This is a genomic window from Hymenobacter profundi, from assembly GCF_019334315.1.
Lineage (GTDB): Bacteria > Bacteroidota > Bacteroidia > Cytophagales > Hymenobacteraceae > Hymenobacter > Hymenobacter profundi.
On sequence record NZ_JAHWGL010000017.1, the window covers coordinates 44,260 to 66,656 of the forward strand.

Annotated in this window: 22 protein-coding genes and 1 riboswitch; of the genes, 14 read left to right on the plus strand and 8 right to left on the minus strand. The window is 57.9% G+C overall.

Annotated features, from left to right (window positions below; all coding sequences use genetic code 11):
- Positions 1–134: 134 nt before the first annotated feature.
- The 5 genes from KYK14_RS06675 (at position 135) to KYK14_RS06695 (ending at position 4,644) form a co-directional block, all read left to right on the plus strand.
- Positions 135–1,097 (plus strand): glycosyltransferase family 2 protein, encoded by a 963-nt coding sequence (locus tag KYK14_RS06675; protein WP_219157978.1) that lies wholly within the window; start codon positions 135–137, stop codon positions 1,095–1,097.
- A 39-nt stretch (positions 1,098–1,136) separates the two neighbouring features.
- Positions 1,137–2,288: a dTDP-4-amino-4,6-dideoxygalactose transaminase gene (gene rffA / locus KYK14_RS06680; protein WP_219157979.1), complete on the plus strand. Its 1,152-nt coding sequence runs from the start codon at positions 1,137–1,139 to the stop codon at positions 2,286–2,288.
- 88 nt (positions 2,289–2,376) lie between these two features.
- A complete protein-coding gene (locus tag KYK14_RS06685; protein WP_219157981.1) occupies positions 2,377–3,693 on the plus strand; it encodes a DUF1015 domain-containing protein in 1,317 nt (438 codons plus the stop codon).
- Positions 3,662–4,246 carry a Maf family nucleotide pyrophosphatase gene (locus KYK14_RS06690; RefSeq protein ID WP_219157983.1) on the plus strand — a complete coding sequence of 195 codons (585 nt, stop codon included), beginning with the start codon at positions 3,662–3,664 and terminating at the stop codon, positions 4,244–4,246. Before KYK14_RS06685 ends, KYK14_RS06690 begins: the two co-directional genes overlap by 32 nt.
- A gap of 86 nt (positions 4,247–4,332) precedes the next feature.
- Positions 4,333–4,644 (plus strand): DUF3592 domain-containing protein, encoded by a 312-nt coding sequence (locus tag KYK14_RS06695; protein WP_219157985.1) that lies wholly within the window; start codon positions 4,333–4,335, stop codon positions 4,642–4,644.
- Positions 4,645–4,647: 3 nt separating this feature from the next.
- Here KYK14_RS06695 and KYK14_RS06700 read toward each other — a convergent pair whose 3' ends face one another.
- The 6 genes from KYK14_RS06700 to sdaAB form a co-directional block, all read right to left on the minus strand.
- On the minus strand, positions 4,648–5,058 hold the full coding sequence (locus KYK14_RS06700; protein WP_185283688.1) for a DUF4259 domain-containing protein: 411 nt from the start codon (positions 5,056–5,058) through the stop codon (positions 4,648–4,650).
- 99 nt (positions 5,059–5,157) lie between these two features.
- Positions 5,158–6,324 (minus strand): MFS transporter, encoded by a 1,167-nt coding sequence (locus KYK14_RS06705; protein ID WP_219157987.1) that lies wholly within the window; start codon positions 6,322–6,324, stop codon positions 5,158–5,160.
- Between the two features lie 289 nt (positions 6,325–6,613).
- Positions 6,614–7,603, minus strand: a complete 990-nt coding sequence (locus KYK14_RS06710) for an NAD(P)H-dependent glycerol-3-phosphate dehydrogenase (RefSeq protein ID WP_246601714.1) — start codon at positions 7,601–7,603, stop codon at positions 6,614–6,616.
- Positions 7,604–7,737: 134 nt separating this feature from the next.
- Positions 7,738–9,126 (minus strand): efflux RND transporter periplasmic adaptor subunit, encoded by a 1,389-nt coding sequence (locus KYK14_RS06715; RefSeq protein WP_208306388.1) that lies wholly within the window; start codon positions 9,124–9,126, stop codon positions 7,738–7,740.
- 70 nt (positions 9,127–9,196) lie between these two features.
- Positions 9,197–10,732 carry a TolC family protein gene (locus tag KYK14_RS06720; RefSeq protein WP_219157989.1) on the minus strand — a complete coding sequence of 512 codons (1,536 nt, stop codon included), beginning with the start codon at positions 10,730–10,732 and terminating at the stop codon, positions 9,197–9,199.
- A gap of 33 nt (positions 10,733–10,765) precedes the next feature.
- Positions 10,766–11,446 carry an L-serine ammonia-lyase, iron-sulfur-dependent subunit beta gene (gene sdaAB, locus KYK14_RS06725; RefSeq protein WP_185283692.1) on the minus strand — a complete coding sequence of 227 codons (681 nt, stop codon included), beginning with the start codon at positions 11,444–11,446 and terminating at the stop codon, positions 10,766–10,768.
- Positions 11,447–11,846: 400 nt separating this feature from the next.
- Between sdaAB and KYK14_RS06730 the strand changes: the two genes are divergently transcribed.
- The 3 genes from KYK14_RS06730 to KYK14_RS06740 all read left to right on the plus strand — a co-directional run bounded on the left by KYK14_RS06730 (position 11,847) and on the right by KYK14_RS06740 (position 14,098).
- Positions 11,847–12,824 (plus strand): tryptophan 2,3-dioxygenase family protein, encoded by a 978-nt coding sequence (locus KYK14_RS06730; RefSeq protein ID WP_208306390.1) that lies wholly within the window; start codon positions 11,847–11,849, stop codon positions 12,822–12,824.
- 43 nt (positions 12,825–12,867) lie between these two features.
- On the plus strand, positions 12,868–13,782 hold the full coding sequence (locus tag KYK14_RS06735) for an SRPBCC family protein (RefSeq protein WP_219157991.1): 915 nt from the start codon (positions 12,868–12,870) through the stop codon (positions 13,780–13,782).
- Positions 13,783–13,957: 175 nt separating this feature from the next.
- A complete protein-coding gene (locus KYK14_RS06740) occupies positions 13,958–14,098 on the plus strand; it encodes a hypothetical protein (RefSeq protein WP_185283695.1) in 141 nt (46 codons plus the stop codon).
- 144 nt (positions 14,099–14,242) lie between these two features.
- On the opposite strand, the gene KYK14_RS06745 is transcribed toward KYK14_RS06740, so the two are convergent.
- Positions 14,243–14,800, minus strand: coding sequence for a DUF2911 domain-containing protein (locus KYK14_RS06745; protein WP_208306392.1), 558 nt, complete (start codon positions 14,798–14,800; stop codon positions 14,243–14,245).
- Positions 14,801–14,950: 150 nt separating this feature from the next.
- Between KYK14_RS06745 and mgrA the strand changes: the two genes are divergently transcribed.
- From mgrA to KYK14_RS06765, 4 genes are all read left to right on the plus strand, one after another.
- Positions 14,951–15,952 carry an L-glyceraldehyde 3-phosphate reductase gene (gene mgrA / locus KYK14_RS06750; protein WP_219157993.1) on the plus strand — a complete coding sequence of 334 codons (1,002 nt, stop codon included), beginning with the start codon at positions 14,951–14,953 and terminating at the stop codon, positions 15,950–15,952.
- 354 nt (positions 15,953–16,306) lie between these two features.
- The gene (locus KYK14_RS06755; protein WP_219157995.1) at positions 16,307–17,608 is read left to right on the plus strand and encodes an OmpA family protein; all 1,302 of its coding nucleotides are present in this window, start codon (positions 16,307–16,309) and stop codon (positions 17,606–17,608) included.
- Positions 17,609–17,759: 151 nt separating this feature from the next.
- Positions 17,760–18,848: an NADH:flavin oxidoreductase/NADH oxidase gene (locus KYK14_RS06760; protein WP_219157997.1), complete on the plus strand. Its 1,089-nt coding sequence runs from the start codon at positions 17,760–17,762 to the stop codon at positions 18,846–18,848.
- Positions 18,849–19,151: 303 nt separating this feature from the next.
- Positions 19,152–19,478 (plus strand): hypothetical protein, encoded by a 327-nt coding sequence (locus KYK14_RS06765; RefSeq protein WP_185283700.1) that lies wholly within the window; start codon positions 19,152–19,154, stop codon positions 19,476–19,478.
- A 7-nt stretch (positions 19,479–19,485) separates the two neighbouring features.
- Here KYK14_RS06765 and KYK14_RS06770 read toward each other — a convergent pair whose 3' ends face one another.
- On the minus strand, positions 19,486–20,790 hold the full coding sequence (locus tag KYK14_RS06770) for an MFS transporter (RefSeq protein WP_219157999.1): 1,305 nt from the start codon (positions 20,788–20,790) through the stop codon (positions 19,486–19,488).
- A gap of 172 nt (positions 20,791–20,962) precedes the next feature.
- On the opposite strand from KYK14_RS06770, the gene KYK14_RS06775 reads away from it, so the two are divergent.
- Positions 20,963–21,322: a hypothetical protein gene (locus tag KYK14_RS06775; RefSeq protein WP_219158001.1), complete on the plus strand. Its 360-nt coding sequence runs from the start codon at positions 20,963–20,965 to the stop codon at positions 21,320–21,322.
- Positions 21,323–21,406: 84 nt separating this feature from the next.
- Positions 21,407–21,607, plus strand: a riboswitch (cobalamin riboswitch).
- Positions 21,608–21,789: 182 nt separating this feature from the next.
- On the plus strand, positions 21,790–22,197 hold the full coding sequence (locus KYK14_RS06780) for an acyl-CoA thioesterase (RefSeq protein ID WP_187319797.1): 408 nt from the start codon (positions 21,790–21,792) through the stop codon (positions 22,195–22,197).
- The last annotated feature ends 200 nt before the right edge of the window (positions 22,198–22,397 follow it).

Genomic DNA, 22,397 nt, shown 5'->3' on the forward strand with positions numbered 1-22,397 from the left:
TGCTTTGTCATCCTAAGCTTGCGAAGGAACCTCTCACGTAGGAACGACAAGCGTAACAACGACTCGTTCAACTGGCAGAAGGTCCTTCGCAAGCGCAGGATGACAGGCTTTTTCTAACTTCCCACCTCACCCCCATGGCTCCCATCGGTCACGATCCGCCAGTGCCCCATCTCTCCATTGTCAGCCCGGTGTATCGGGCCGAGGCGATGCTGGTGGAACTGGTGGAACGCATTGTGGCCAGCGTGCAGCCGATTACGGAGAGTTTCGAAATTATCTTGGTGGATGACCGAAGCCCGGACAACTCCTGGCCAGTGATTGAGCAACTCATGCGCCAGGACCACCGCGTGCGCGGGGTGCGCTTGAGCCGCAACTTTGGGCAGCACCGCGCCATCACAGCCGGCCTCGACTACAGCCGCGGCGAGTGGGTGGTGGTACTCGACTGCGACTTGCAGGACCGCCCCGAGGAAATCCCTACCCTCTACGGCCAGGCGCAACAAGGATATGAACTGGTGCTGGCCCGGCGCCACCAACGGCAGGATAGTTGGATGCAAAAAGCCTTATCGCGGCTGTTCTACGCCACGCTGGCCTACCTCACCGACACGCCTCAGGACCGTACGCTGGCGAATTTTGGCCTCTACCACCGCAAAGTGGTGGACGCCATCGGGCAGATGCGCGAGAGTGCGCGCTACCTGCCTACCATGGCCCGCTGGGTAGGGTTTCGGGCCGCTACGGTGAATGTCATGCACGCCGAGCGAACCAGCGGCGCCACCGGCTACAGCTTCCGCAAGCGGCTGCATTTAGCCCTGGACGTGATGCTGGCCTATTCCGATAAACCCCTGCGCCTGACCGTGCAGCTGGGCCTGCTGATTTCGAGCACGGCGTTTCTGGCGGTGCTCTACACGCTGGTGCGCTACTGGCTGGGACAAATTACGGTACTCGGCTACGCCAGCCTGATTATTTCCATCTGGTTTTTTTCGGGTCTACTACTCAGCGTGTTGGGCATAGTAGGGCTGTACGTGGGCAAAACGTTTGAGGGCGTGAAGAACCGCCCGCTCTATATCGTCGATGAGGCCCCTGCTACCCCACCGCGCGCGTAATCCCTGCGGGCTGTACCTTTGCCGAAGTTCCTGCCGCGCATGTCCGTTTCGCCTATCCCGTTCAGCAAGCCTTATTTATCCGGTCGCGAGTTCCAGTATATGGAGCAGGCCGTGCGCTCGGGCAAGATTTCCGGCGACGGACTATTCACCCGAAAATGCCACGCTTTTTTTGAGCAGGAACTAGGTTTTCAGAAAGCCTTGCTGACCTCCTCTGCCACCGACGCGTTGGAAATGGCGGCGCTGCTGCTCGATATTCAGCCCGGCGACGAGGTGCTGGTACCCTCCTACACGTTCGTGTCGACGGCCAACGCGTTTGTGCTGCGGGGGGCGCGCATCGTGTTCGTAGACAGCACCCCAGAGAATCCTAACCTCGACGTTACACAGCTAGAGACGCTCATTACGCCCCGCACCCGCGCCATTGTACCGGTGCACTACGCCGGTATTGCCTGCGACATGGACGTGCTGCTGGCCGTAGCCGCCCGGCACAACTTGGCCGTGGTGGAAGACGCCGCCCAGGCCATCGACAGCTTTCACCGGGGTAGGCCGCTCGGCACGCTCGGTACGCTGGGGGCTTTCTCCTTTCACGAAGCCAAGAATATTATAGCTGGCGAGGGCGGTTTGCTGACCGTAAACGACCCGCAGTTGGTGCGGAGGGCTGAAATAATCCGGGAAAAGGGCACTGACCGAGCAGCGTTTTTTCGGGGCGAAGTGGACAAGTACACGTGGCTGGAGCCAGGCTCGTCGTTCTTACCCTCCGACCTCACGGCTGCCTTCCTGTGGGCGCAACTGGAGAGCATGACACGCATCCAGCAACGGCGCCACGTGCTATGGCAGCGCTACGATGACGTCCTCCGTGGCCCGCTGGCGGCCCGGCAAGTGGGCCTACCCGTCATCCCCGGATATGCGACCAATAACGCCCACATGTACTACCTCACGTGCCGCTCCCTGGCCGAGCGCACGGCCCTGATCGAGCACCTGGCCCGGCAACAGGTGCTACTGGTGTTTCACTACCTTTCCCTGCACCGCAGCCCCTACTATGCGCCCTACCACGACGGCCGCGCCCTCCCCTGGGCCGACTATTATACCGACCACCTGGTGCGCCTACCCCTCTACTATGAGTTGGCCGAAGCGGACCAGGACCGGATTATAGATGCTATTCTGGAATTTTATGCTGTATGGGATAAGAGCTAAAGCTAGCTCCCCTCCTTTTTCAAGGAGGGGAGCTAATTCTACTAACTCTAGCTCTACTAACTTTTCTTTCACTTACAACCTCACCTACTTGGCTGAAATTCAACCCGTACGCGGCTGGCGCTATGCGCCCGCTTTGAGTCAGCAGATTGACGACTACGTATCGCCGCTGTTTGATGTGGTGTCGGCGCGACAGCGCGAAGCGCTGTACCGCAATCCGCTCAACAGCCTGCACCTCACCGTACCCCGCGGCGACGATCCGGCTGCTGAGGCCCTGGTGCGCCTGCGGGAGTGGCAGCAGCAGGGCGTGCTGACTCAGGATGTGCTGCCGGGCATCTACGTATACTACCAGTATTTTCGGCTGCCAGGCAACCCCGGCTACGAGTATTGCCGCAAGGGCTTTATGTGCCACATTCGGGCCTACAACTGGGCCGATAACGTGGTATTGCGGCACGAGAACACCCTACCCTCTTCGGTGAACGACCGCGCCGAGCTGCTCAGCCGCTTGCAGCTGCAAACCAGCGCCACCCACGGCCTTTACCGCGACGAGGAGCACGAGCTGGAACACTACCTCGACGAGGCCATCCAGGCCCCGCTCTACCAGACCGAGGAGGACTACCAAGGCGCCCGCGACGTGCTGGCCGTAATTCAGGACCGCCGCGTGATTCAGCGTTTTCAGCAACTACTGGCCGACAAGCAGGTGATTCTGGCCGATGGCCACCACCGCTACGAAGGCTCCCTGGCCTACCGCCAGGCCCGCCGCGCCGCCGCCGGCGACGCCTACACCGGCCAGGAACCGTGGAACTACCACTTGATGTACCTGACCAACGCCGCTGCCGATGACCTGCGCATCCTGCCTACCCATCGCCTGCTGCTGGAGTTACCCGGCAACCTGACGGCGGAGGAATTTCTAGCCCGCCTGACGCCCTACTTTACGGTACTACCCCAGGACGACCCCTACTGCCTGCCCGAGCTGATTGCCGGCAAGCCATGGGCCTTCGGGTTATACCTCGATGGGCAGTCCTACAAAATCCGGCTGCGACCCGAGGTGCACGCCCAGCTCGACTGGCCCACCACTCCCGAGGTGAAAGCCCTGGACCTCACCGTGTTGCACTACTTTGTATTGGGTAGGGCGCTGGGCCTAGGCAATATGGACGCCCAGCGTACCTGGCCGGGCGTGGCCTACGTGCGCAACTTCCCCGAGTGCCTTACCCGCGTAGACCGGGGCGAAGCCCGCGCCGCCCTCATCACCAACGAGGTGACCATGCAGGCCGTGGAGCGCGTGTGCCACTCCGGGGCCGTGATGCCGCCCAAATCAACGTTTTTCTACCCCAAAACCATCGGAGGCTTCTTGTTCTCCTCCATTCGTGACGACGATGCCCATCACCCGTTTGCTGCTTGCTTCTAACTCGCCCCGCCGCCGTCAGCTCCTCACCGAGTTGGGCCTACCCTACGAAATCCGCCTAAAGGAGGTAGACGAGGAGTTTCCGCCCCACCTGCAACGCGCCGCAGTAGCCGAGTTTCTGGCCGCCCGCAAGGCCGCCGCCTACCGCGAGGAGCTGGCCGAGAATGAAGTAATTCTCACCGCCGACACCATCGTCTGCCTCGACGAAGACGTGCTCAATAAGCCCGCCGACACGGCCGAAGCCATCCAAATGCTAACGCGCCTGCAAGGCCGCACCCACGACGTGTTTACCGGCGTGTGCCTGCTCACCGGAGACGGCCGCCAGGTGGTGTTCTCCGACCAGACTCGCGTGACGTTCCGCCCGCTGTCTTCGGCTGAAATTGAGTTTTACGTGCAACGCTATCAACCCCTCGACAAAGCCGGCGCTTACGGTGCCCAGGACTGGATAGGCATGGTAGGCGTAACGCGCCTGGAGGGCTCCTACTTCAACGTGATGGGGTTACCCGTGCATCGGGTGTGGGCGGAGTTGGAAAAGCTAGGATTGGTCCGTTTTTAGCGAAAAATAGTTCCATGACTTATGTAGTAACTGGAATATTTATTTTGCTATTTCTCTGGAGCAGCTGGCGCATTATTCATCTCTATATGCGCGGATTGCGCACAACAGGTGTCATCATCAATTTTATTGAAGATAATTCAGGTGACAACAGCACATTTAAACCAGTAGTCTCTTTTGAAACCCAGGATCATATATCTGTCACTGCAACAAGTTGGTATGGCACTGAGGAAGCAGCAAGCTTCTTTCATAAAGGGGAAAAGGTGGATATTCTCTATCTTCCTCTTAAACCACAGACTATACTGATTGTGGGGTATGACACGGGTGGTCTGTTGATGCAGTTCTTTTTTTTCTTCTTACCTGCCTTGTGCATCCTACTGCTGCATTTTTATAACAGCTAAGTTCTACTCCACCGGCTCTGCCTTCAGCCTACCCAGCAAATCTTGCTGAGCAGCTTCCCAGGCAGCCAATTCGCTACCCTCAGCCCATTGCTCCTGCATTTCCGATTCTTTTAGCACCGACTCCACGGCGCGTAGCGCCAAGTCGGTTAGCTCGTCCTCGTCGCTTACGTCGAGGTGCTGGACTTTGGGGAGTAGGCCGGGCAGGAAGTCGGATCCGGGGTGGCCGCGCCACGCTGCTACGATTTCGGCGGCTACTAGGGCCGCGGCGGCGGCGTCTACCTCTAGGTACTCATCCGCTTCGGCGGCGGGTACTAGGGCTTCTAGTAGCGTCACTTCGCTGCCTGTGTCCATAAATTCGCCGGCAAAATCTACGGCGTCGTCGTTGTCAAAGTTGAAATGGCCCCAGGCGCCCATAATGGTGAGTGGTGAAATTGTGAGTGGTGAATAAGGTACGGCTGCTTGGTACGAATCGTTTTTTCAATTCCAGTACTCACAACTTCACCTTTCACAACTTCACAATTGCTTAGCCCTCGTGGCGGCCCACGTTACGCACAGCCCCATTACGGCAATGAGCGAGTAGGACACGCGCAGGCTGGTGGCGCCGGCGACCAACCCAATCATAGGAGGCCCAATTAGAAAGCCCAGAAACCCGATGGTGGAAACGGACGCCAGTGCCATACCCGGCGACATCACCTTGGACTTACCGGCCGCACTATACACCAGCGGCACCACCGCCGACACTCCAAAGCCAACCATCATAAACCCTACCAGAGCCGTGACAAGGGTAGGAAACCCGACGGCTACTAGCAGCCCCGCCGCCGTCAGCAGGCCGCTGAGCTGGATCATGCGGCGTGCACCCAGGCGGCCGGTCAGCCAGTCGGCGCCGAAGCGACCCAGCGCCATAGTGCTCATAAAGGCCGTGTAGCCGGCCCCTACCCACGCGCCCGGTGCCTGCACCACTTTCTTGAAATACACCCCGCTCCAGTCGAACATGGCGCCCTCGCAGATCATGGCGCAGAAGGCAATCAGGCCCAGGCCCAGCAGCGGCCCATCGGGGCGCACGAAGATGGGCTGGTCGGTAGCCGTGTGCGTATCGCGTAGCAGCAGCTTGCCCTGGCTAAAGGCCCCTACGATGGCAATGAGGCCCACAATCACCAGAAAATGCCACACCGGCACCACGCCTTGCCCGCTCATAAACGTGCCAATGGCCGCGCCCACGAAGCCCGCCGTGCTCCAGATACCGTGAAACGAGGCCATGATGTGCTGCCCTTCGTACAGACTTTCCACGCCCACGGCCTGGGTGTTCACGGCAATATTCATCAGGTTGCTGGCAAAGCCAAACAGCACCAGGCACGGCACCAGCAGCGCCGGCGTGGGCGCCCAGCCCAGTCCCAGCAACGCCAGGCAGTAGCCTACCACGCCTAGCAGCAGCGTGCGCCGGCTACCCTGCTTGGCAATCAGCCAGCCCGAAAACGGCAGCGAAGGCAGCTGCCCCAGCGGAATAGCCAGCAGCACCAACCCCAGCGCCGTTTCGCTGAAGCCCATGCGCTGTTGCACAAACGGAATGCGCGAAGCCCAGCTGGCAAACACCAGCCCCGGCAAGAAAAACCACGTGGCCACGGCCGCCCGGTACACCCGGCGCGCCCGCGCCGCCGGAAAAGACGGAATACTCAACTCCATAACAAAACCCTCCTGAGCAGGGAACTATGTATTTCCCTGGCCGCAAAGGTAGGAACTCGCCTCGCATTGCAGCGGCCGTGTGCTTTCAGAAAAGCCGTTTTCAGAGTTCTAAAAGGGAATTTGCGCGGCCTCACTCCCCGACTTTTGCCGCAACGGGCGCAAACGTTTCGGTTTGATTTTACGGGAATGAGAAGCTATTTAGATAGCCCCACAGCCTCCCTACTTGCCCCTCTCGGCATCGTTTTCCCCTACCCCCGCAAAACCGCCAAAAAACCCAAATGGCTGCTACCTACCGCAGCTTTTCCTTAAGTATTTCCAGCTCCACGACCGGGGCAATCTTCTCGTAGAGCACGTGGTACGCGGCCGAGGTGATGGGCATCGTCACCTTCAGCTCCCGGTTCAGCTCGTAGATGCTTTTCACGGCGTAGTAACCTTCGGCAATCATGTTCATCTCCAGCTGCGCCGATTTCACGGAGTAGCCCCTACCCACCATGCTGCCAAAGGTGCGGTTGCGCGAAAACTGCGAGTAGGCTGTCACCAGCAAATCGCCCAGGTAGGCCGAGGCCGACAGGTCGCGGGGCTCGGGGCTGAGCGCATGCAGAAACCGCCGGATTTCCTGTACCGCGTTGCTCACCAGCACCGCCTGAAAATTATCGCCGTAGCCCAGGCCGTGGGCAATGCCGCAGGTCAGGGCGATGATGTTCTTCATCACGGCGCAATACTCAATGCCGTCGAGGTCGGCGGCGGCGTGGGCACGCACGTAGCGGTTGCGCAACAGCTGGCAAAACTGCTCAGCCAGGGCTACGTCGGGCGAGCCGATGGTGAGGTAGCTTTGCTTTTCCAGGGCTACCTCCTCGGCATGGCACGGGCCGGCCACCACGCCCATACACCCTTCCTTCAGCCGAAACCGCTCCATGGCGTAGTCCGTCACCAGCTCGTTGCGCCCCGGAATCATGCCCTTGATGGCCGAAATAATGCGCTTGCCTTTCAGCGCGTCGCGGTCGAGCTTGTCGAGGGCCTCTTTCACGAAGGCGGCGGGCACGGCCAGCACCACCCATTCGGCATCCTTCACTACCTCTGCAATATCCGTGGAAGGGAACACGCGCGTCAGATCAAAGGCCACCGACGACAGGTAGCGCGGGTTGTGGCGGGTGGTGCGCAGGTGCTGCACGTCGTCTTTGCCGCGCAGCCACCAACTCACGCGGGCACCGTTTTCGGACAGGATTTTGGTGAGTGCCGTGGCCCAGGAGCCGCCGCCCAACATGGCTATTTTTTCCAACGTATTGGTTTCCTTTATCGGTTATAAATCAATGTCATCCTGACGAAGGAAGGACCTTATCACGCGTCGAGCAACTGCCCCGGCGTGATAAGGTCCTTCCTTCGTCAGGATGACACGGAGGGTAGGGCCGCGCGCTACTTCGCGGCTACGTCTTCCTTCATCTCCGCTTTGTTGATGGTATTGGCATCTTTAATGGTCACCAAATCCCCGTTTTTCAGGGTTTTCGACACGGCCCGGAAAGGACCGCTCACCACCTGCTCACCCGCTTGCAGGCCACTCTTTATTTCAATGTTGGCAAAGTCGCTTACACCGGTTTTCACGGGTGTCATCACGGCTTTTCCGCCCCGTACCACAAATACCACTTCTTGGACATCCACTTTCGGAGCGCCTTTGTCGGCCTCGGCATTGTTGGCGCTGTTGCCGCCGCGTTGGGCCATGGCGGCCTTGTAGGCGGTAGAGTCGGAGCGGGTGGCCACGGCGGCCAGCGGCACGCTCAGCACGTTGCTTTTGCGGTTGGTAATGATGTTAACGGAGGCCGTCATGCCAGGCCGGAACGGAATGCGCGTGCGCCCGTTCACGGTCGTAATCAGGTCCTGGTACGAGGCAGGCAACAGGCGAATCCGCACCTCAAACTCGGTCACGGCTTCGGCCGTTACTGCGTCTTTGGCCGTGTTGGCAATGCTGGTCACCAGGCCCCGGAAGGTTTTGTCCTGGGCGGCGTAGCTATCTACTTCCACATCCACCGAGTCGCCCAGGTGCACGTTGATGATGTCGTTTTCGTTCACGTTCACGCGCACCTCCATCGAGTTCAGGTTGGCAATGCGCATGATTTCAGTACCGGCCATCTGTGAAGTACCTACCACCCGTTCGCCCTTTTCGACGCTGAGCTTGCTCACGGTACCGCTCACAGGGGCATAAATGGTGGTTTTATCCAGGGTACGACGGGCTTCTTCCAACGAGGCCTGCGCGCTGGCTACGTTGCTCTGCGCCGCCTTAATGCTGGCACGGGCGCTGTTCAGCTCTTCCTGCGAGGCATTGTAGGCCGCCTGCGAGGCTTCGTAGTCCGACTGCGAAATCACCTTCTGCTTGTAGAGCGACGCATTGCGGCGGTAGGTCAGCTCGGTTTGCTTGGCATTGGCAATGAGTTGCTGCAAGCGGGCCTGGTTCTGGGCCACGTTGGCGCGCTGGGTGTTCACTACCGCCGACTGCTGGCTGACAATGGCCTGGTAGTTATCGGGGCGGATGCGCAGCAGCAGCTGGCCCTGCTTTACGGAGTCGCCTTCCTGCACGTACAGCTCCGTGATTTCCCCCGATACGTCGGGCGAAATCTTCACTTCTACCACCGGCTGTACCTTGCCCGAGGCACTCACCTTTTCCACGATGTTGCTCGGGCCAGCTTTGGCTACCAGCACTTCCGTGCCCACCGGCTGCCCGATCCAGCCCTGTTTCTTCCCGACTATCACGACGAGTACGACCACCACGACCAGGCCCAGCAGAATATAGAGTAAGCGGTTATTTTTCATAGGTTTTTTTGAGTCTTGAGTAGAAGCTTAAGGCTTAGTTGACGTTCTGCCAGCCAGCCCCAAAGCTCTCTTACAATTCAATCGATTTACCCTGGTAGAAGTCCAGCACCTTGCGGCGGAAGATGAAGCTGTACTTCGCCTGAATCATGCTCGACTCAGCAGCCGTGAGGTTGTTCTTGGCAATATTGAACTCCGTACCGTTCAGCAGACCGTTGTTGAAGCGGATTTCCGCGTTACGGTAGGCCAACGTCAGAGATTCTACCTGCTCTTTTGAAGCTATATACTGGCGTTGAGCAGCTAGGGCATCAGCGTAAGCCTGCTCAATGTTCTGCCGCAGTAGCAGGCGCTCTTGCTCAGCGCGTAGTTCTGCCTGACTCACCGCAATCTTCGAGCGTTGCACGTTGGTGCGCGCCTGCAAGCCATTCAGAATCGGAACCTGTAGACTGAACTGCAATGAGCGACCCAGGTTATTATCCAGTTGGTCCCAGTAGCGTTGCGGCAGCGTCGAGACGTCGCGCTGGTAGGTCGTCACGCTTAGCGGAGTAATCCCGCCTCCGTTCGGGTTCTCAACGTAAAATGTTGTGCGTCTGGCGGTTGAGTCATTCCCAATAACCGTTAGGTTACGGGCAGAGGAGTAACCCGTGAAAATACCAGCCCCAAAGAATAAGCGTGGGTAGTACGCGCCACGCGCCACCTCCACGTTGCGCAAGGCACTCTGCACGCGCAAATCAGCGGCTTTTATTTCGGGTTGGATGGCCTGGGCCGTTTGGTAAGTAGCCGAAGGATTCACATCGGCCAAAGACAACTCGTCTGGGTCGGGCAGCGGGGGGGTAGTAATTTCCAGCGCCTGCGTGGCGGCTTCGTTCAGGTTCATGAACTGAGCCAGTTGCAGACGAGCCAGCGTTTCCTGATTTTGCGCCGTAATGACGTTAAGTTGATCCGTAGCCAGTTGCGCCCGACTATCAATAAGGTTGCTTTCGGCCACGCTACCTGCTTTCAAGAGCACCTGTGTGCGCTCCACCTGCTGTTGCGTGCTGTTTACGCGAGTTTGGTTGGTACGCACCAGTTCCTGCGCCAGCAGGGTCTGCAGGAACGCTGAGGCTACGTTCAGGGACAGATCATTACGAGCTTTTTCAATATCACCCAGAGCTGCTTCGTAGTCCAGCACGTTGCGTTTCACCGTATTGCGCAACTGAAATCCCGAAAACAGCGTCACCTGCGTGTTGGCGGAAAAGTTATTGGAGCGCGTAGTCTGGCTCTGGAAGTCGTTGGTTAGGGGGTTGATGCTGGTACCGTAGTTCCAGGTCTGAGAGCCGTTCAGGTTGGCGGTAGGCCATAGCGCTGCTCGGCTCTGCAGCAGTGTCACGTCTGCCAACTGCGCTGACAGCCGAGACTGACGCACGTTCAGGTTATTGGCTAGGGCATAGTCTACGGCAGCTTGTAGGGTCCAGGGGCCGCTGGGGGTTGGGGCCTGCATGCTACCGGCAGGCGGCTGCGCGGGCGGAGTCCGTTGCTGGGCGTGCGCCTCGGGCACGTTCCCTACCAGTAGCAAGAGGCCCAGGCCAGCCACCAGCGGCCGCCGAAACAAGGTAAACGTTGTTTTCATAAGCACAAGCGAAAGAAACAGGAAGCAATTTCTTTAAGCAATATTCGGAATATAAATAACGCGGTGTATCCAGCGCAACTGACGCAGGTACTCCAGGGTAATGGGTTTCAGATCGGAGTCCATCTCGATAAAATGCCGCGCCCGGTCGTTGCGACCCTTGCGCGACACCGACATGGTCGCAATATTACACTCATCGTGCGCAATAACAGAGGCAATAAAGGCAATGGAGCCCGTGCGGTCGTCGGCATCCAGAATTAGCGTATGCAGCGCCGCCGAGAAATCAGCCGGAAAGCCGTCTACCTCCACGATGCGAATGACGCCCCCGCCCCGACTCTGCCCCACTACCTCTACCTGGTGGCCAGTGCGCTCGTCGCGCAGTTGCAGCTTAATGGTGTTGGGGTGCATGGTAGAGGCGTTGCCTACGCTCTGAAACGTGTACTGCAAGCCCGCCTCCTTGGCGTGGTCGAACGCGTCGCGGATACGCACGTCGTCGGTGGCGTAGCCCAGCAGACCGCCAATAATGGCGCGGTCGGAGCCGTGGCCCTCGTAGGTGCGGGCAAACGAATTGTAGAAGGTGACGGTAGCGTGGGTAGGCAAGCTGCCCAGAATGCGGATGGCCGCGCTGGCAATGCGCACCACGCCCGCCGTGTGTGAGGAGCTCGGCCCGATCATCACCGGCCCGATCATATCGAAAATACTGCTCTTCTCTGCCATAACGGGCTAAAGGTATCAGATTCGCGGGGAACGGCCATACCCGGTAGCTGCCATTGCCTACTAGATACCAATAAGTAGGTAGGCGTTGCCTGAGTCGCTTTACAGTATTTAACAGGTATGCAATATATTAGTCAGCTTAACACACAATCAGGCCAGCCCATTAACAGCTCCTTACGCGTAGCCTTCTTGACCTATTTACACGTCGCACAAAAGACGGATCCTTTCGCAGAGCCCCTATCGGGAGTACTATCCTGTAAGATTTTTCACTGCGTTTGACATACCGTTCTAATCGTCAGTGTAGAGCTGGTTGATGGGGTTTGTCGTTCTTTGCGCAGTAGTCCGTCTGGCTTTAAAATTTATACCGGTCTACCTTGTTGCTGACACGCGCTTGCTCCTGCTTATGCCTACCCCCACTTCCGAAGAATTCTCCCCCGCCGTGCTGGCCCAGCTACGCCGCCTGCAAGAGAAATACGCCGCCGATGGCCAGGACCTGGCCGCCTACCTCGAAGGCCTCTACTATGCCGACTACGTCAATTACTGGGACTACATTGAGTTGGACACGCTGCTGAGCCTGCAACGCCCACTCACGCAGATTCCCGACGAGCGAATTTTCATCATGTACCACCAGATCACAGAGCTGTATTTCAAGCTCTGCCTCTGCGAGTACGAGCAAATCGGCGACCTGCAAGCGCCTACCCTCCAAGAAGTGGTGCTACGGGTAGGGCGCATCAACCGCTACTTCGAAAACCTGATCGACTCGTTTGATGTGATGGTGGACGGCATGGACAAGCAGCAGTTCCTGCAATTCCGGATGGCGCTGATGCCAGCCTCGGGTTTTCAGAGCGTGCAGTACCGCATGATTGAGCTGGCCTCTACCTCCCTCGACAACTTGGTAGACAAGGAAAAGCGCCGCCTCCTGGGCGAATCGGCCGACGCGACGGAGCTGATGGGCTGCATTTACTGGAAAGCCGGGGCTACTGTGGAAGAAACCGGGGCCAAGGCGCTTACGCTCACGCAGTTTGAAGAGAAATACACCAAGCAGCTGCACCAGCACGCCGCCGAGTACCAGCACCGCAATGTGTGGAGTGTAGTGCAACGCCTACCCCAGGAAGACCAGCGCCACCCCCGCCTGGTGCGCGCCCTGCGCCAGCTCGACGTAAGCGTGAACGTGAACTGGCCCTTGATGCACTTCAAATCGGCGGTGCGCTACCTCCAGCGCGACCCCACCGACGTGCCCGCTACGGGCGGCACCAACTGGCGTAATTACCTACCCCCCAAGTTTCAGCGCCGCATCTTCTACCCCCAGCTCTGGACCGAGCAAGAGCAAGCCGACTGGGGCAAGGCGTGGGTGGAAGAGGTGCTGGGTGAGGAAATGTAAAGTAGCGGCTGAATAATTATAAATCCCTATGCGCTGAAATGATATGAAATCCTTATTCGCCGATAAAAGCTTCCGCACGGCCGCTATTATTTCATTTGTTTTTCTATCGCTCGGCTTTCTTCTCCTTCATTATGGGTTCGTGGCCTATGGTTGGGCCTTTTTTATTCTGCTACCCATTGTGACGGGGGTAGCCATTGGGGCACTGCCTAACCGCAGGTGGGCACACATTGGGTTACTTACGAGCTTGGCGATATTCTTTCTGCTACTGCTAATTGGTAAGCTGGAGGGCATGATTTGCGTTCTGATGGCCTTGCCCTTGGTGGTATCGTGCTTATTTCTAGGGAGCGTGGCCATGCACTTGGTACAGCGCCGGCAACAGCTGCTTGATCGGAATAGCCTGCCGGTTCTATTCCTCCCATTCCTGCTTTTTCTACTAAGTGCCCCCGCCGAAAAAGCGCTGGAAAGTCGTCCCGCCATCGTCGCGGTTCGCACGGATATTCTCCTACCATACTCGGCGGCCCAGGTGTATGAGCAGATAAAATCGGTGGATACGCTGGATGCGCCGAAGCCCTTTTTGTTACAAATAGGCCTACCCATTCCGCAAAAGTGTGTACTAGAGCGCGAAGCAGTGGGTGCCCGTCGCATCTGCTACTTCAGTGGTGGTCAGATAGTGGAGCGCGTCACGGAACTGCGCCCAGGAGAAATCCTGCGCATGGATGTGGTGAAGTACCAGTTGACAGGGCGAAAGTGGCTGGGATTCAAGGAAGCTATCTACCTATTTGAACAAGTAGATGCGCACCAAACGCGTCTTAGCCGCATCACTACCTACACCTCCGAGCTAAAACCCCGTGCTTATTGGCAGCCGCTGGAGCAACTCGGCATTTCGCAGGAACACCAGTACGTATTCGATAATCTGCGGCAGGATTTAGAACGAGCGTATGGGCAAGTCAAGCCTTAATTTACTAAAATAATTAGCAAAATACTTCTGCCATCTTGCTAATATCCTTATCTTTGAACTAACGTACGGTTGTCACCCCGCCAACACGGCTGCTTCTGAAACAGCGAAGCCCGTGTTGCGAGCACGGGCTTCTGGATAAGTAGGGTGTTTTGGCCACCCTCAAATCCACTGGACTATGGGTAAGAGACGTATGCCGCTGGATGGCCTGAAGCTCAGCTTCGACATCCAGGTAAGCAGCACATTCGTTGTGAAAGTGCTGGCAGCCTGCGGCGGCGGGAGCGGGTTGTACCTGCTACTGTCGCACTGGCTGAAGTAGTGAAGGTGGCAGTCAGCCCAAGTGGTTGGCTGCCATTTTCGCTACACAAACATACGTGATATTTTCAATATGTAACGGGAACTGACAAGGTAAGGACAGCGCCAGAATGTTAGCTGTATATAACTGGTTTGCTACGCGTTGTCTCTACTTTACCATGAACTCTACTCCGGTAGTGGCCCACTGCATGGTTACTTTACCGGAATTGGCGGCCGTGATGGTGAAGCGCTCCACGGGCTGGCTCAGTGTGGTGGGCTTCACTTTTACGCGCAGAACGTCCTGCTTCTCGTCGTATTCGTAGGCGCCCCATTGTTTAGCTGTTTTGTTGAAGATGATGGTCCACTCATCTTTGCCGGGGATGGAGAACAAGCCATACGTACCGGCCGGCAGCGCCTGACCGTTGATTTTCACGTCTTTGCTCACCATAAAAGTGGTGGCCTCGTTGGCACCGGTGCGCCATACTTTTCCATACGGCTCCAGCGCACCAAATATTTCCCGGCCTTTCACGGATGGCTGGCTGTAGTCAATCATGACCTTGGTGCCGCCCACGGTGGCCGAGGCAGTAGCGGGTGGACTGGGTCGCTTCGACTTGTCTTCCGGCGCTTTGGTTTTGGTGGCTGGCGTGGTCGTTTGGGCGTGGCTGTGGGTAGGGGCCGCCAGCAACAGGACGGCGCAGGCGCCTACCCAGAAGGAAATGCGTTTCATGGGAAAGTTGGTTGAGATGAGTACTGCGGCTATAAGCTAAAACAGTCGGGCTTTGTTTCCCGCCATTTGCTTTCGCTCGTATGAGTAGACCACTAGATAAGTAGCTTTTCGTTATTTGCGGCCGCTGACCTTCTTTTCATCCCTACCCTCATGACTACCCCTTATCACCCCAACCCCGACCGCTACCACCAAATGGAGTACCGCCGCTGCGGGCGCAGCGGCCTGAAACTGCCCGCTATATCGCTGGGCCTGTGGCACAACTTCGGCGATGTGGACGTGCCGGCCACGTTTCGTGAAACGCTCCGCACGGCCTTCGACCACGGCATCACGCACTTCGACCTGGCCAACAACTACGGCCCGCCATACGGCACCGCTGAAACCAACTTCGGCCGTATTCTGAAAGAGGACTTCCTACCCTACCGCGACGAGTTGATCATCTCCACCAAAGCTGGCTACGACATGTGGCCTGGTCCCTATGGCGAATGGGGTTCCCGCAAATACCTCATTGCCAGCCTCGACCAAAGCCTAAAACGCATGGGGCTGGAGTACGTGGATATTTTCTACTCGCACCGCCCCGACCCCGAAACGCCCCTGGAAGAAACCATGGGTGCCCTCGACCATGTGGTACGCCAGGGCAAAGCCCTGTACGTGGGCATCAGCAACTACCAGCCCCAGGAAGCCGCCGAGGCTATTCGTATTCTGCGCGAGCTGGGCACGCCCTGCCTGATTCATCAGCCTAAGTACTCGCTGTTTGAGCGCTGGGTGGAAGATGGCTTGCTCGATTTGTTGGAAGAAAAAGGCGTGGGCTGTATTCCGTTTTCGCCGCTGGCCCAGGGCATGCTCACGGATAAGTACCTGCACGGCATCCCGGCCGACTCGCGGGCCGGCCGCGAGGGGCGCCACCTCACGCCCGAGCAGCTGACGCCCGAGCGCCTGGAGCAGATTCGGCAGCTGAACGAACTGGCTCAGGAGCGCGGACAGAGCCTGGCCCAACTGGCGCTGTCGTGGCTGCTAAAGGACCCGCGCGTGACGTCGGTGCTTATTGGCGCCAGCCGCCCCGCCCAGCTCCTCGATTCGTTGCAGTGCCTGCGCAACACCGGTTTTCAGGACGACGAGCTGCAACGCATTGAGCAAATTTTGGGGGCGCGGTAACTACCCGCATCCATAGCGCTTCTGCTTTGTCTGAACGCACAAAGACAGCAAAACCACTGTTTTGCTGTCTTTGTGCGTTTTGCTTTATTTCGATACCATACTACTACATTTCAGCTTATTGAATAAAAGCACTTTTCCGGGAAACATCACCGCCGTTATTCTTCTATGCACCTCAGTATTGGACAGTTGTAAATTGAAGTGCAATCTAAAGGATTTTAGTACAAGTTATCTGATTGAATAATAGTATTTTATCCATCTTTTTTATTCTAAAAAACACATGAAAATCTCTATCTTCGGTGCATCCATCCGCACGTTCTACGTCTTACAGCCATGGGAAAAAGTTTACTTCAAACGGTGAAAAGCTGCTTCACCGCGCAGCAGATCAGCCAGATTAGCGCCACAGTTCGGGAGAACGAAGCGGGCGTTGAGCAGGTCGTCAACCAAGCGTCTACTCTGGTGGTGCAGCACCTGATAGCGCGCACCGAGCGGCCGGGCGGCACTGAGGTGCTGGCCACGCTGGCACAGGAAGCCTACCGGGCCGACGTGTTGCACCACCTGGCCGACCTACACACCACCAACTGGCAGCGCCGCGGCCTCGACCTGATGCAGGGCCTACTGGGCGATGCTTACGCTCTCACCCTCAATCGGTTGTCAGTATCGGCCTACGTGGAGCCCACGGCGGCCCGCACGCTGCTGGGCACTGTAGCGGCGGCTACGCTGGCAGCGCTGGGGCGCTACGCCGCCGAGCAGGAGCTGAGCGTACAGCAGCTCAGCGCCTACCTGCAAAATCAGCCCGAGGAACTGGGGGCTATGGGGACGGCCGCGTGGCATCCCGTTAGCGCCGGCACGCCTGAGCTGGCACCCCGGCCAGCGGCCGAGCTGGTGCGAGCCGGCGTGGGTAGCTGGGGCACCTCCCCTACTCCTGAGCCCGTTGATAGTGGGCGTGCGGCTACCTCGCTGCGCTGGCAGTGGGGCCTGCTGTTGCTGTTGGCCGTTAGCCTAGGGTACTATTTCGGACACGAGCGCCTGTCGGCTGTGCCGGGTACTGCGGCCTATGCGGGCACCACCCCTACTCCTTCTGCCACTACATATGCAGCCAATGAAAATACGGCGTCGGCTACGGCTACCGACCCTGCCGCTACCGGCCACTACGACAGCGAGAGCGACAGCTACATCTATGACACAGGCCAGCCGGTTATCCTACAACTGACGAATGGCACCACCCAGAAGGTAGGCGCCCGCTCCACCGAAAACCGCCTGTATACTTTCCTGTCCGAACCCAGTATTCAGGTGGATCCGGTGAACCGCACAAAGGGCTGGATCAACTTCGACCGGGTGTATTTTGAGCCGGCCAAAGCCGTGCTTACGACGGAGTCGCACCAGCAGCTGGTGAACGTGGCCGGCATTCTAAAGTCGTTCCCGAACGCCGTGGTGAAGATAGGTGGCTACACCGACAGCCTCGGCAACGACCTGCAAAATCTGCACTTAAGTGAGGAGCGTGCCCGCGCCGCCATGTTCGCCCTGGCCGATATGGGTATTCCCGTGGCCCGGCTGCAAGCCAAAGGCTACGGTGCCAAGCACTCCCTCACCAGCAACGAAACCGTAGAGGGCCGCGCCCTCAACCGCCGCATCAGCATTCGGGTAGTGAAGAAGTAACCGCCTCTTTCTTCGCTTACAACACGACGCCTCTTCTGCCCCCGCGGAAGAGGCGTCGTAACTTATTGGAGGGCGTGCTGTTTTCTCTACCCCGGCAGTTGTGGCTTGGCCGCTGCCGGGGCGAGAGTTTCCGTTAACGCTTTTCCTACCTATGTCTACGCTTCTTTTTTCCCCGCTGCATCTGCGCGGACTTGAACTTAAAAACCGCATTGTGGTGTCGCCGATGTGCCAGTATTCCTCAGAAGACGGCTTCGCCAACGATTGGCACCTGGTGCACCTGGGCAGCCGCGCCGTGGGCGGGGTAGGCCTCATTATCTCGGAGGCCGCCGCCGTGGCGCCCGAGGGCCGTATCACGCCTCAGGACCTGGGTATCTGGAAAGACGAGCACGTGCCCTTCCTGAAGCGCATCAACGACTTTGTGCGCCAGCAGGGCACCGCCATTGGCGTGCAACTGGCCCACGCCGGCCGCAAGGCCAGCACCACGCCCCCGTGGGACGGCGGCAAAGCCATTGCGGCCACGCAGCCCAACGGTTGGGAGGTGGTAGCGCCCAGCGCCCTACCCTTCGCCCCCGACAAAGCCACCCCGCACGCCCTCACCGAGGAGGAAATCCAGCAGGTTGTCGCTGATTTTCGGGCCGCCGCCCGCCGCAGCCTTGCAGCTGGTTTTCAGCTCATTGAGGTACACGCTGCCCACGGCTATCTGCTGCACGAGTTTCTATCGCCGCTCAGCAACGAGCGCACCGACCACTACGGCGGCTCCTTCGAGAACCGCAGCCGTCTGCTACTGGATGTGGTAGCCGCCATCCGCGCCGAGGTGCCCGACGACTACCCCGTTATCGTGCGCGTGTCGGCTACCGACTGGACCGAGGGTGGCTGGACCAAAGACGATTCGGTGCAGCTAGCCCGCGTACTCCAGGCAAACGGCGTTGACCTGCTGGATGCCTCTACCGGCGGCAACGTGCCCGATGCCAAAATTCCGACTGGCCCAGGCTACCAGGTGGAGTTTGCCGAGGCCGTGAAACAGCAAACCGGGATGCTCACGGGTGCTGTGGGCATCATTACCACCGCCCAGCAAGCCGAGGACATCCTCCAAAAAGGCCAGGCCGATTTGGTGTTGCTGGCCCGCGAATTCCTTCGCGACCCGTACTTCCCCCTACATGCCGCCTCTGATTTAGACGTGGAGATGGCCTGGCCTGTGCAATACGAGCGCGCCAAGCGCCCTAAGCGGGCGGATAAGTAGTTTCCTCCCATAATAGGGCAATCTTCTATTAGAACCCTGGCTGCTATAGTATAGTGGCCAGGGTTTCTTGTTTATTGCTAGTGCATTAGCCCTTTTTTCCAAAATAAAAAAGTCAGTATCATATTGATGCGACCTACTATACTCTATATCTTTGTAACTGTACTTTTGCTTATACAAAACGTGATTATACGCACTATATCTGATTTTTATTTGCAATATGACGAGGTAGCAACTGTATTACGAGTCGAATGGATAAGCGGACGCAACGTACGGCAACTGCGTCGCAGCGCTGGGCAACTGCTCATGCTGCTACAGCAATTAGCCGTGCGGCGGTTGCTACTTGATATGAATAGTGTGCCCGACTTATCGTTAGAAGATGAGGTATGGTTGGGCACACACTGGATGCCTGGCTTGGTGGTTCTACCCTTGGAGCGACTAGTATTGGTGCTGGATAGTGGGCAGACGCATAACCAGTTGGCCATTAATGCGCTGCATAGCCTGGTGCAGCCCGCCATCCGCTTCGATGCGCAGTATTTTTCTGATACGAAATCAGCTATGGGTTGGCTGACAGATGACTCGGACCGCCTTCCGGCTCTCGCCGCCGAATGGAACGCCCGGCATGCGCAGTAGCCGGCCTTTACGCTTGGTTCATGCGCGACGTATGCCGGGTATCAGCCATGCGTAGGTAGGTGATAAGGGAAATACTGGCGCAAGCCGTTACGTACCAGTAAAACCACGCTTCCACGTTGTAGCCCTTGGCCAGCAGCGCCACGTACTCGGCCGTGCCTCCGAAGATGGCAACCGTGAGGGCATACGGAAGCCCTACCCCTAAGGCCCGGATTTCGGTCGGAAACAGCTCGGCTTTCACTACGGCGTTGATGGCCGTGTAGCCGCTCATAATCAGCATGGCGATGACCAGCAGGCCGAATGCGCCCCAGGTGGTGGTAGCGTGGCCCAAGGCTGTCATCAGTGGTACAGTGCCCAGCGTAGCGCCTACCCCAAAGGCCAGCAGCACCGGCCGCCGCCCTATCCTATCCGATAGCGCCCCTACCACGGGTTGCAGCACCATAGCCACGGCTAGCGCCCCAAACGACACTAGTGTAGCCTGGTCCTTAGTGAACCCCGCCGTGTTCACTAGAAATTTCTGCGTGTACGTGGTGAATGTGTAGAACACAATGGTGCCGCCCAGTGTGAGGCCCACCACCGTGAGCACCTCGCGAGGGTAATGCATCAGCACGCGCAGCTTGCTTTCTTCTTTCTTTAGCGCTGCTCCCGTAGGCTGATCATTCTTCACAAAGGCGTCGGTTTCCTCCATGTGCCGGCGCAGAAACAAGGCGACTACCGCTGCCCCGGCCCCAATAACGAAGGGCACACGCCAGCCCCACGCATGCAACTGCTCAGTTGTGAGCACGGCCTGCAAACCCAATTGCACCAGTAGCGCCACCAGTTGACCGGCAATCAGGGTCACATACTGAAAGCTGGAAAAGAACCCTCTGTTCTTCTGATCGGCCATCTCGCTGAGGTAGGTGGCCGAGGTACCGTATTCGCCGCCCACACTCAGGCCTTGTAGTAGCCGCGCCACCACTAGCAGCACTGGCGCAAACACCCCGATGCTGGCATAGCCGGGCGTGAGGGCAATGAGTAGGGAGCCGGCGCACATCAGCAGCACCGATAGCAACAGGGCTGCTTTCCTACCCCGACGGTCGGCGTAGAGGCCCAGCAGCCAGCCACCCAACGGCCGCATCAGAAAGCCCACCGCAAAGATGGCTGCCGAGTTCAGCAGCTGCGCCGTTTGGTTGCCTTTGGGGAAAAACGCCGGCGCGAAATACAGCGCAAACGCCGAGTAGATGTACCAATCGTACCACTCCACTAGGTTGCCGATGGAGCCGCTGAAGATGGATTTCACCCGCGAGGCCATCGTGCGGGCAGGAGCTGTTGTCATGCAAATAGTCGTCGGAGGCTTTGTTTTTGGGAGACGTTGAAATGGCGTATCACACCAATTCAGATGCTACGCCTGCAACCATTCTTGCCTTATCAGTTCTCTAGTATCTGTGGTGTAGTTTTCTCCGAAAGCCCCCACTAGTTAGTATTCTATATTGATAAACCCTGCCGCCATGATACGTTATTTGCTATTGCTGAGCATTCTACTCGTAGCGTTTGGCTGCCAGAAAGACGATGTTGCACCGAAGGAATACGAGGTAATAGCCCAAGGTATCGGCGGTGACTGCCGCTTGCCCTTGCTACACTTTTCCAATACTCAGCAAAATGAAGAAGTAGGGAGAATGTTCGGCTCGTCACTTAGCGCTGCTTCCGCTAGTGGCAGCTACTACGGCCTGAATCTGCCCACTACACTGGCCAAAGGCACTACCTTATATGTTACTATTCGTAAGGCCAAAGCGAGCGAAGACCGCGCTTGCACAACGATGTTGCCGGCATATAATGCAGTTTTTGTGACTACATACCGCGTTCAATAGCAGGTTGCTTTTGGTACGACGCGGGCGTCTGCTGCTATTCCCGCGCCAGCGCCTACCTTTGCCGACAGTTGTTCTTTGCCTGTTTTCCATCAGACAACGGAAGGTGGCCGCCCCTGGGAGTGGCCTGAAAAGGGAATCGGGTGCAACTCCCGAACAGACGCGCTACTGTAAGTACCACCGCAGGGTCCCCGCTTGCTACCCATTGCCTGGCCCCACGGCCGGGCGAGAAGAGTTGGGCGATTAGGAGGTATAAGTCAGAAAATCTGCCTGCCGCTGACTGACAATGCGTAGCCCCCGCGCCTGGGGCCGTTGTCGGGTATTGAGGAAGCATACGACCCGCCCCGGAGCGCCCCGCGCCGCCGGCCAGGAGTCGTGCGCGTATCTCCCTACCCCCCTATCGGCTTGGTTGTGGTTTGGCTTCCTGCGGAAAGCTGTCGAAGGGCGTTTCACCCTTTCACTCCGTTGTGATGACCCTCGAAGAAAAAATTACCCGCGCCGAGACGCGCATCTTCAAAGCCGTATTCCCCAACACTACTAACCACTACGACACGCTGTTCGGCGGGGCTACCCTGCACATGATGGACGAGGTAGCGTTCATCGCAGCCACCCGCTTTTCGCGCCTGAAAATGGTAACCGTCTCGTCCGAGCGGGTTGATTTCACCCATCCCATTCCCGGCGGCACGCTGGTGGAGCTGATTGGCCGCGTGGAGCACGTGGGCAACACCAGCCTGAAAGTACGCGTGGACCTGTTTGTGGAGCAGATGTACTCCGAGGAGCGCGAAAAGGCCGTTTCGGGCGTATTCACGTTCGTGGCCATTGATGAAAACAAGCGCCCCGTCCGTATTCTGGACACGCCCGTGGAGGCGGTAGGGTAGCTGCTTGTCATTTCGAACGCAGTAAGAAATCTGAAACACATCAGACTACTCTACCCATCAGGCAGACAGGAAAAATCTTGCGTGTGCTTGCAATCCGATCAGCAGGAATACTTCAGATTTCGCACTGCGTTCGAAATGACAAGCTCCCACTCCTGCCGTATCTTTGCAATCCTTTTCCTACTTCGGTTTAAAGGTTAACT

Bases quoted from the DNA above. Each gene is read 5' to 3' on its own strand.
- KYK14_RS06675 (WP_219157978.1), top strand. From the start codon at position 135: ATGGCTCCCATCGGTCACGATCCGCCAGTGCCCCATCTCTCCATTGTC.
- rffA (WP_219157979.1), top strand. From the start codon at position 1,137: ATGTCCGTTTCGCCTATCCCGTTCAGCAAGCCTTATTTATCCGGTCGC.
- KYK14_RS06690 (WP_219157983.1), top strand. From the start codon at position 3,662: ATGCCCATCACCCGTTTGCTGCTTGCTTCTAACTCGCCCCGCCGCCGT.
- KYK14_RS06695 (WP_219157985.1), top strand. From the start codon at position 4,333: ATGCGCGGATTGCGCACAACAGGTGTCATCATCAATTTTATTGAAGAT.
- KYK14_RS06700 (WP_185283688.1), bottom strand. From the start codon at position 5,058: ATGGGCGCCTGGGGCCATTTCAACTTTGACAACGACGACGCCGTAGAT.
- KYK14_RS06705 (WP_219157987.1), bottom strand. From the start codon at position 6,324: ATGGAGTTGAGTATTCCGTCTTTTCCGGCGGCGCGGGCGCGCCGGGTG.
- KYK14_RS06715 (WP_208306388.1), bottom strand. From the start codon at position 9,126: ATGAAAAATAACCGCTTACTCTATATTCTGCTGGGCCTGGTCGTGGTG.
- KYK14_RS06720 (WP_219157989.1), bottom strand. From the start codon at position 10,732: ATGAAAACAACGTTTACCTTGTTTCGGCGGCCGCTGGTGGCTGGCCTG.
- sdaAB (WP_185283692.1), bottom strand. From the start codon at position 11,446: ATGGCAGAGAAGAGCAGTATTTTCGATATGATCGGGCCGGTGATGATC.
- KYK14_RS06730 (WP_208306390.1), top strand. From the start codon at position 11,847: ATGCCTACCCCCACTTCCGAAGAATTCTCCCCCGCCGTGCTGGCCCAG.
- KYK14_RS06735 (WP_219157991.1), top strand. From the start codon at position 12,868: ATGAAATCCTTATTCGCCGATAAAAGCTTCCGCACGGCCGCTATTATT.
- KYK14_RS06740 (WP_185283695.1), top strand. From the start codon at position 13,958: ATGGGTAAGAGACGTATGCCGCTGGATGGCCTGAAGCTCAGCTTCGAC.
- KYK14_RS06745 (WP_208306392.1), bottom strand. From the start codon at position 14,800: ATGAAACGCATTTCCTTCTGGGTAGGCGCCTGCGCCGTCCTGTTGCTG.
- mgrA (WP_219157993.1), top strand. From the start codon at position 14,951: ATGACTACCCCTTATCACCCCAACCCCGACCGCTACCACCAAATGGAG.
- KYK14_RS06760 (WP_219157997.1), top strand. From the start codon at position 17,760: ATGTCTACGCTTCTTTTTTCCCCGCTGCATCTGCGCGGACTTGAACTT.
- KYK14_RS06765 (WP_185283700.1), top strand. From the start codon at position 19,152: ATGCTGCTACAGCAATTAGCCGTGCGGCGGTTGCTACTTGATATGAAT.
- KYK14_RS06770 (WP_219157999.1), bottom strand. From the start codon at position 20,790: ATGACAACAGCTCCTGCCCGCACGATGGCCTCGCGGGTGAAATCCATC.
- KYK14_RS06775 (WP_219158001.1), top strand. From the start codon at position 20,963: ATGATACGTTATTTGCTATTGCTGAGCATTCTACTCGTAGCGTTTGGC.
- KYK14_RS06780 (WP_187319797.1), top strand. From the start codon at position 21,790: ATGACCCTCGAAGAAAAAATTACCCGCGCCGAGACGCGCATCTTCAAA.